General features: G+C 40.4%; 10 protein-coding genes and 1 pseudogene. All 11 read right to left on the bottom strand.

Annotated features, from left to right (window positions below):
• Nucleotides 1-769 (bottom strand): glycosyl hydrolase family 28-related protein (locus QZY09_RS21080; protein ID WP_295675770.1); only part of this gene is annotated, 769 nt, incomplete at its 3' end.
• Between the two features lie 37 nt (nt 770-806).
• Nucleotides 807-1,808 (bottom strand): ketoacyl-ACP synthase III, encoded by a 1,002-nt coding sequence (locus QZY09_RS21085; RefSeq protein ID WP_295675773.1) that lies wholly within the window; start codon nt 1,806-1,808, stop codon nt 807-809.
• Between the two features lie 4 nt (nt 1,809-1,812).
• Complete coding sequence (locus tag QZY09_RS21090; protein WP_295675775.1) at nt 1,813-2,565, bottom strand: SDR family NAD(P)-dependent oxidoreductase; 753 nt, start codon at nt 2,563-2,565, stop codon at nt 1,813-1,815.
• Nucleotides 2,562-2,789 (bottom strand): acyl carrier protein, encoded by a 228-nt coding sequence (locus tag QZY09_RS21095; RefSeq protein WP_295675777.1) that lies wholly within the window; start codon nt 2,787-2,789, stop codon nt 2,562-2,564. The genes QZY09_RS21090 and QZY09_RS21095 overlap by 4 nt, the downstream gene beginning before the upstream one ends.
• Before the next feature lie 12 nt (nt 2,790-2,801).
• Nucleotides 2,802-3,221 carry a hypothetical protein gene (locus QZY09_RS21100; RefSeq protein ID WP_295675780.1) on the bottom strand — a complete coding sequence of 140 codons (420 nt, stop codon included), beginning with the start codon at nt 3,219-3,221 and terminating at the stop codon, nt 2,802-2,804.
• Nucleotides 3,222-3,518: 297 nt separating this feature from the next.
• Nucleotides 3,519-4,502 (bottom strand): glycosyltransferase, encoded by a 984-nt coding sequence (locus QZY09_RS21105; RefSeq protein ID WP_295675782.1) that lies wholly within the window; start codon nt 4,500-4,502, stop codon nt 3,519-3,521.
• A complete protein-coding gene (locus QZY09_RS21110) occupies nt 4,499-5,713 on the bottom strand; it encodes a glycosyltransferase family 4 protein (RefSeq protein ID WP_295675784.1) in 1,215 nt (404 codons plus the stop codon). The genes QZY09_RS21105 and QZY09_RS21110 overlap by 4 nt, the downstream gene beginning before the upstream one ends.
• Nucleotides 5,714-5,716: 3 nt before the next feature.
• Nucleotides 5,717-6,559 carry a glycosyltransferase family 2 protein gene (locus QZY09_RS21115; protein ID WP_295675786.1) on the bottom strand — a complete coding sequence of 281 codons (843 nt, stop codon included), beginning with the start codon at nt 6,557-6,559 and terminating at the stop codon, nt 5,717-5,719.
• Nucleotides 6,560-6,574: 15 nt separating this feature from the next.
• The gene (locus QZY09_RS21120; RefSeq protein WP_295675788.1) at nt 6,575-7,882 is read right to left on the bottom strand and encodes an O-antigen ligase family protein; all 1,308 of its coding nucleotides are present in this window, start codon (nt 7,880-7,882) and stop codon (nt 6,575-6,577) included.
• Entirely contained in the window at nt 7,879-8,244 is a 366-nt protein-coding gene (locus tag QZY09_RS21125; protein WP_295675790.1) for a DapH/DapD/GlmU-related protein, read from the bottom strand. Before QZY09_RS21125 ends, QZY09_RS21120 begins: the two co-directional genes overlap by 4 nt.
• A gap of 290 nt (nt 8,245-8,534) precedes the next feature.
• Nucleotides 8,535-8,718 (bottom strand): annotated as a pseudogene (locus QZY09_RS21130) (hypothetical protein); the annotation flags it as partial.

The following is an 8,718-nucleotide window of genomic DNA, read 5'->3' on the forward strand; positions in this document are numbered from 1 at the left end:
CGGCAAAATAGGCGGCGTCCTTATTTTTAAAATGATTGTTTCTGAAAACGATATTGGAACACGGCTCCGATTGAAATTGAAAGGCGGAATTGATTTTATCAAGCAAATCCCAATTGGTGACGATATTATTTGCAAATGTTAAGCCATTTATACCCCTTACCGATACTGCGGCGGAGCCCAGGTCGTGGAACGAACAATTATACACAACAACGTTAGTAATCTGGTTTGGCATGCCGATCAAAAACACTGAACCATAGTTTTTTGACCCGGTGAATGAACAATTTTGGATGACCAGGTTATTAATTGATCCATTGGCGCTTAGGGTTGATTTGATACAAAAAATGTTTTTCCCCGTATTGTTTTTACCATTTGCATCAAACGCAATATTCCTTATCAGGATGTTTTTAGAAATATCGGTTAGGGATAAGCATTGCCTGTTATTTTGAGTGCCGTCTGTAAGCACCAAAACAGAACCGCCGTTAACTCCCACTATTTTAACATTGGGATAAACCACCAGGTTACTTATTTTATATATACCTTTTGGCACCAGCAAAACCTTCCTGCTACCGGATGCATATATAATTGCCTTTTGAAAAGCAGCGCTATCATTTTGAATATTATCGCCCCGGGCCCCAAATGTTTTTACGTTAACCGTATCCGCGTTAAGCATAACGCTTTCCTGTTTTTTATCACGAACACTCACCGGCTGAATACATAGACTCAACAGCACACTCAACACTATCGAGATTTTAATTGCGGAATAAAACATGGTTATATAACTCCTTTTAATGTTTTTTGTTTAACATTTAACATTTCAGAACACAGCCACCCCAGGAATAACCCACTCCGAAACCAATGATTACGATATTGAATTTTTCACCTTTTATTGCCTTTTCCCTTACCCGTGCCAGGCCGATAGGAATAGTTGATGACACGGTATTTCCTAAATCTTCCATATCAACATAAAAGGCCTCCTGGCTTATTGCACACAGTTTGCGGAGCGAATTAAGCATATATTTATTCGCCTGGTGAAATACGAATAAGTCAGCATCAACCATTTCCAAACCATTTTTAGTTAAGGTTTCCTTAACTAAAGGAGGAACCGAGCGCAGCGTAAAGTTGAAAATCTCGGATCCGTTCATATAAAGGTGGTCGGCAGATAAAAGCGCGCCGCCTTCATCGGCTTTAACAGTGTTTTCCGTCTCCGGGTGGCGGGCGCCGCCAGCCCTTACAATTAAATTGTCGGCACCACGACCATCTGTTCCCAACACAAAATCACCAATCTCTGCAAATCCTTCGGTTGAGACAAGCGTAGCGGAAGCGCCATCCCCAAAAATTGACCGGTTACCCTTATCTAGCGGATGGATATATTTGCTGTAGGTTTCGGCTGTCAGCAACAAAATGTTTTTTGCAATTCCTGCAAATATTAAGCCTTTCGCAAGGGATAAGCCATAGATATACCCCGAACAACCGAGGTTAAAATCCAGGGCGCCAGCCGTAGTAGGAATACCTAGCTTATTTTGGATGATACAGGCCGTGGTTGGCAAAAAATAATCCGGGCTTTGAGTACAAAACAATATAAAGTCTATTGATTCGGGTATTATTGCATGTTCTACGAATAGCTTTTGAGCCGCTTTTACCGCCATGTCGCCCGCAGTTTCTTCTCCTGAAGCAATATGCCGTTGACGAACCCCTATTTTGTCCGCAACTTTTTCAACACTCCATTCCGGAAACTCCTTAACCAAATCCTGGTTGGTAAGGGTGCTTTCCGGTAAGTAATATGATATGGAATTTATATATGCTTTCATTTATTTATCTTAAAGTTAAACCGCCATCGAGTAATAAATTAGTCCCTGTAACCCATTTTGCAGCATGAGATAGTAGATAAATCACCGCATAAGCCACATCCTCGGGGCTGCCATAACCGAAAGGGTATCTTTTTTCATCCAGCTCCAGTTGTTCTTTATCTACCGAAATAGTTTCCAAAAGGGGCGTTTTTACCATTGCAGGCAAAATGCAGTTCACCCTTATTTTTTGGTGGCTAAGTTCAAGGGCCAGCACTTTAGCAAACGAAGTTATAGCTCCCTTCGACGCGCTGTAAACAGCGTTCCCGCTTTCTGCAACAATTCCGGCAGCTGTTGAAGAAATAAAAACAATTGAAGCGCCTTTGTTCAGCTTTTTCTTTTTTAACAGCAGGCTATTGATATTTGCTATTGAGAAAAAATTCGTTTCAAACACCGCTTCAATATCTGCCCTTTGAATAAGTTTCGAAGGGCAGGTTTTTTGAATCCCGGCACAGTATACCACACCATCCAGATTGGAGATGTCGCTTATAAATCCAGAGGTCGCGTCTCCATCATTCAGGTCCAGCGCTTTAAAAAGATGCCCATAACCCGATAGCATAGCCATAGTTTCTTCCAAACGTTCGGAATTGCGGCCTGTTATTATTAAAGCGGCACCCAGTTTTGAACATTCAATTGCGCATGATCTGCCAATACCCGAGGAGGCGCCTGTTATTAATATTTTTTTGCCGGATAATGAAAATGGACCATTCTCGCCGATCATTTTGTTGCGATCAAATTATATAAATCCTCAACAGTTTCGCAACTGCGGAGCTCTGCGCCGGTTACTGCCTTACCATATTCTGTTGTCACAAATGTGATAACAACTAAAATGGTTAATGAACTCCATTCCTCCAGTTCCTGGTATCTAGTTGATGCTGTAATTTCTTCCGGATCAGTATTGTCAAACTGATCAGCAAACTTTTTAACAAAATCTTGTAATTCCATGGTTGTATGTTTTTATAGTTTAAGGTGTGATTTAATTTCGGCAATTCTATTTATAAAATATTTGTTGTAGTTTTTTTGCAAAAGCTCCAGTCCGAGCCTTTCATTTTCAGGGTATAATAGTTTTTCGTGTGCAATAACCTCCTCCGGTGAGAATTTAAAGCCGACCACTTTTGCCGGATTGCCCACAACAATTGCATATGGCGGCACCGAACTTCGGCAAACCGTGCCACTTCCTATTATTGCCCCACGACCAACAGTAAGGCCAGCTAACAGCGTAACATTTGCCGCCAGCCATACGTCTTCTTCAACAATAACATCTTTTGCTTCCTGTATGTCGTCTGCTGCAATATCTAAAAAGAGTTTACCAACTACCGATGGATGGCTGCCTGTTACCACCGTTAATCCTTCGGCCGAAGCCGAGTTCTTTTTCATGATAAACTTTGCTTTAGTGGTGATTAGTAAGGAACGCCCAAGGATGTGTGTATTTTCGCTCAGATATACATTCTCAATACCTTTGATAAGAATAGGAAACCTGACACGTGAGGTTGCGTGAATTGCCCCAAACTTTGACCGCTTGGTTTGAAAATAATTTCTGTAAAAGCCATTAATTGATGACAAAAACAAATTGAATGAAATTTTTTTCTTTAAGTTTTTCATTTGTAAAAAGTATAAAACACATATCTCCGCGAGTCCCCTATCCACCACTGTATACAGCGGGACTGCTTTTTGCTAATTTTTTTTTATTTCCACAAAATTTGCTTTGCCGGTTTTGTCAGCATAATTTTTGGAAAACAAATTACTTACCTTATTTTTTGAATGCTTTATAGCGGTGTCTATCCTGGATTTTATCCTCGAAGCAATCCCCATTTTCCGCTGAAATGCATTTTGATAATCTTTGGTTATTTCAACCTTATCCGGAAATTTAAATACCTCTTTTAAACTTGTATCCAGTTTTGGAATGTACCGGCTATCTGACCCTGTTGTATGTGTTGCCTGGCTATCAAATCCGATATTTAATATTTTTGAATTTTTCGGATATAGTGTAATTCCATTGATCCGGAACTGGTGGTAAAGCCACCTGATCCCCCAGGAATCAAGTTTATTGGTCATTTGCTTATGCAACATGGCCGAAAGATCGCTTCCGCCTTTATTAAAGGCTTTTTTCAGTTCGATATTTTTTTCGAATTCATGATAATCTTTAACCTCCCAATCTATTTGTTCCCATCTATCTTTCCATGTAGCCCACCCCCACGACCACCCCCTGTTTAAAAAATAAGCGTCGTCATTATCCTTAGATGATGGGTTTAAACTAAAGGAATACCCGGAAATAGAAAATACCTTGTCACTTGACACGTAGGTATCAAGTGCCTGGTTCATAAAAGCCAGAAAGTTAGGCGTTAATAAAAGGTCGTCTTCTAAAACGATTGCTGAATTATAAGTTCTAAACACATCGGAGACGCCAGATATAACAGATGATGCTAAACCCTTGTTGGTTTCAGAAAAAACGTACTTTACACTTTTAAAGCCATCAATTTGCTTTATGTAATCGCGAACCTGGTTAACAGAATTAGCGTCATTTTGATTCTTCGGGCCATCTGAAAAAATAAATAATTCGCTTTTACTTGCCAGGGAATTGTCCTTTAAAGTATCAATGGTTTGCATTAAAGTACCTAAGCGTTTATACGTAAATATAATAATAGGCGCAGGTTTCATACTGTTGGATAATATTGTTCAACAATTGTGTTAATTTTCTCTTCCCATTTCTGTTTTGACGCAAATTCAGTTGCAGCTTCGCTCATCTGTTTTACCAATTCAGGATCTTGTGAAAGCTTTAAAATGGCCGCTTTTAGTTCACGGATAGCAATCCCGGGGTTATCCGCATTACAGCGGATGCCGGTTTCATCATTAATAATAAAGCCCTGCCCGTGCAGGTTTAATGTTATAACAGGCATACCATATGCCATAGCCTCGATGCATTGCGGCGGGCAGGAGTCGCGCAGGGAGGTGAAAAAGAAAACATCATAATCCCGGTAATATTTTTTTATCTCATCAAAGGGTACTTTTCCTTTCCAAAGCACGGTATCCTGCAACTCGTATTCCTTTATTTTATCAAGGAAAGGTTCTTTCATTTCGCCATCCCCAACCACCGTTAAAACAATGTCCTTATACTCTTTCAGTTCTTTCATTACATCAAGCAGCAACAAAACACCTTTCCGCGGTAAAAAACGGCCCGTCCATAACAAATTAAGCTTCCCTTTTTGGGGTGATTTAATAATAGGATGCTGGGGGAAAAAACTATCCGGCAGCGCAGCGTCAAGAGACACCTTTATATTTTTAATCCCGAAAGAACTAAGCATTTTAAACGTATCGGGGTTTGATACAATTACTGTTTGCGCCTTCATAAACATAGGGCTGCAGGCCGGGTTATAACGGAGCATAAGCCGGGTAATCCTGGCCCTCTTTTCTTCGGCAGCCCAGTGCTCCTTAAAATACTTTTTAAAGGCCTCGGGCGCTTCCTGGCCCCCGCCAGCCGGACCAAAAATAAAGGGGACGTCCAGTTTATACATAAACGATCCCATTTGCGCGCTTCCCCAGGAAACATGATGGGCTATGTCTATTTTCATATTCCGTTTCAAAACCCTCGCCTTTCGCCACGCAAACCACTGCCACAAAATGTAGTAAGCATACATGCCCGCTGTCGAAAATTTGTATAGCCGCTCTAATCCAAGGGGTAGGGTGATATAATGGAAATAAAGATTTTCAGGAATGATTTGTTTCCCGATCTCTGTTTTTCCAATATTTCGCGTAAAGCAATGTACTTCAAACCCTCTTGACGCCAAACCGATGGCCCAGTTCCATCCCAAGCCGGGTTCTGACCCTTTTGAAGGATCACATGAAAATGCCGATAGAATTACTCTAAACATAACTTATACCCAATAACCGATTAGCCTTCGAAATGTTCCTAAAAATAAATGCGTTGGTAGTGCATAAACAGGGCAATGCCTGAATGCATACCGGTAAAACAAGGGCAGGTTACCGCCGCCTTTTATGCCAAATAAATGCTGTTTATATCCTTTAACAGTTTTCATAGCTTTAATTTGATTTGCCCCGCTCGCTTCTGGATAGGTGCCAATCCTTGCGCCAATAGCACAAAACAGCGGGAACCCGTTTTTGACGGCGCGCAGCGTAAATTCATAATCTGCCATGTAGTGCGGAAAATACTTCTCATCAAATAAACCGATCTGGTCAAATACCTGCACCGGGATCAGCAGACCTCTGCCTGGGAAGTGCGTAACTGGTAACAACCCGTTTTCAGCCTGGCCATTATTCACATGACTGTTGTGTTTTGTGCTTGACTCAAGGAACCAATTTAAATTCTCGCCACTGTAAGTAATTTCTTTGGTATTTACGTCGATGGAAGCAGACCCAATAAGTGAGTTTGCCGGCGCACTGTCAATTGCTTTATATAATTGTGCTATATAATCAGGCTCTGCAACAGTATCATTATTAAGGGTGAGGATATGCAAGGCATTTTCCCCTAAAGCGTAGCGGATTCCTGCATTGACGGCCGCTGTCCACCACATGCTGCTATCACCCCGCAATACAATAACATCCGGAAATTGTGAAGCAATATGATCACTCGTTCCGTCTGTCGAACCATGGTCAACCACAACTATTTTAAACAGTTTATTGCTTTGCAGCATCAAACTGTTTAAAACCGCCTGTGTAAAATGCCATCGATTAAATACAGGGACAATTATAAATAACATGTTAATTTTTGTTGATTAATTTTCATTGTTATTAACTGTTAACTCGTTCAATTGTAAATCTTTAACGCGGAATACGTTTAAATACCATTTCTTATAGCTTGAAAAATACAGGGCGACCTGTGCATCAGTCATTGACCGGAATTGCTTTGTGCTCACCAGTCCGATGATTATCCATAAAAAATAAAAATTAAGGTCGAACTGTGTGAATTCTTCCATGAAAAACAATAACCAGCGGGATATGATTACCAGGCCCATCATTTTACTAATCCAGTTATTGGAATAATAAATGGCGTTGTGCGAAACCACAAAAAGCAATAAAGCATAAAGTACAACGCCGATGATACCTGAATATAAAAGGGTGTTCAAAAAGCCAACTTCAGAGCCGTACCGCTGGTTGTTTTCAACAAGTTTATCAAACGATTCGGTTTTGTATTTTGCTACAGCGCTGCCGCCTAACAGCCAGCTATCCTGGGCATTCAATGTTTTAAAAACCTCCAGATAGATAAAGGTCCGCGTATCGGCAGTTAAACTTTCGTTATCGCCGGCATTGCCTTTATTGTCTTTTACAACGTAACTGTCATTTTGTGAGGCCTGGTCGAAAATATTGAATTGGCCGGTTACCGCTAAAAACAATAGGACGAGGGGTGCAAAAATCAAAACGAAATGGATCAATTTAAGCCACAATACCGAGATATAACGCCTTAAATACCAGGTAAGCAGGATAAGGATAGAGATGACGATTTTTATAATGTTGGTTCTAAAATCGGTCACGACCACTACGGAAGTTATCGCCACAACCAAAATGAGTATCCTGTACCTCATTTTTAAATAGGGAATCATCACTATAAAAAAGCTTACCGGGATCATTAACCGCGAATACAACTGACGGTTTGTTACAAAGGCTAATGGTATTGCCAGGAAACCAAGAAGAAAAAGATATCCTATCACATAGTTAAATGTAGCCTGCGAGAGGCTCATGCTTTTACCAATGAAAAAGGCCAGTGGTATTAAGAAAAACAAGCCCGAGTTAAAAAGCAGGAATTTCCAGTCCCAGTAATCGTGAGCCCAAAATATACCTCTGATAATTGTAATGATATTCCATACAAGCAGGAGTTTAAAAAGCACAGATACCGTGCTTGAAAGGTCATCCTTCCAGTCGCTTTTGCTTGCCACCCAAATCAGGTTAATTAAGACCAAATATTTAGCCGCAAGTGAAACAGGAACTATTAACGCACTTTCAATCCCCATGTTCCCGATGTATAGCAATGCATCAGAAACAACCAGGAAGATGAGGCTAAATATTAAGATCTTTCGGAACTTCATTTGTTGTATACCAGAGTTTTATTTTCTACCTGTACATCATTTACTTTTTTTAAAAATCGGGCCGGGTTTCCCGCCCAGATCTCATAGGCCGGAATGCTTTTTGCAACCAGCGACGCGGCGCCGATTATGGCGCCTTCACCAATGGTTACTCCTTTTAAAATAGTTGAATGGGCTCCAATAAATGCGTCGTTACCTATAATAACTTCTGCATTTGATGTATTTTTTGAATCAGTAAACCAATCTCTTCTTAATGCGGAGTCGAGACTATGAAAATCGGTATCATATATTACTGTGTTCCCGCCAATTTTTACATGGTCTCCAATCGTTACTTTTTGTCTGCAAACGATAGTGGTTCCGCTCATACCCGTATTATTTCCAATAGTTAACACCGCATTTTGGCTAACCACAAAAAGACAAGGACGTTGACGGCCGATCTTATTGTACCTGTTGCCATTATTCATTCTAAAATTTATTCCAATCATCATTTTTCCATTGCGTTCGACATCGATTTTTGGAATTCCCCGGCTGATTAAACCTTTCCCATATTTTACCTGGTTACCATTAAGTTTAATAATTGTAATAACCGAGGCGTACCCTCTGTAGACATCTTCGAAGACAGTGTTAACCCATCGATATAAAAAAGGAAAAACTGTCATCGTACATTAACGGTTAATTGATCAACATTTTTTATTGAATGCATTTGCGCGCAATTTGCTTCAAGCCAATCAATACCTTCATCCCACCATTTTAATTTTTCCAACTTGTCGATTTCCTCTGTTGTAAAACGGTATCTTATAACTTTAGCTGGTACTCCGCCAACAATAGCATACGGCGGA

The sequence above is a fragment of the uncultured Mucilaginibacter sp. genome (assembly GCF_903913935.1).
Classification (GTDB): domain Bacteria; phylum Bacteroidota; class Bacteroidia; order Sphingobacteriales; family Sphingobacteriaceae; genus Mucilaginibacter.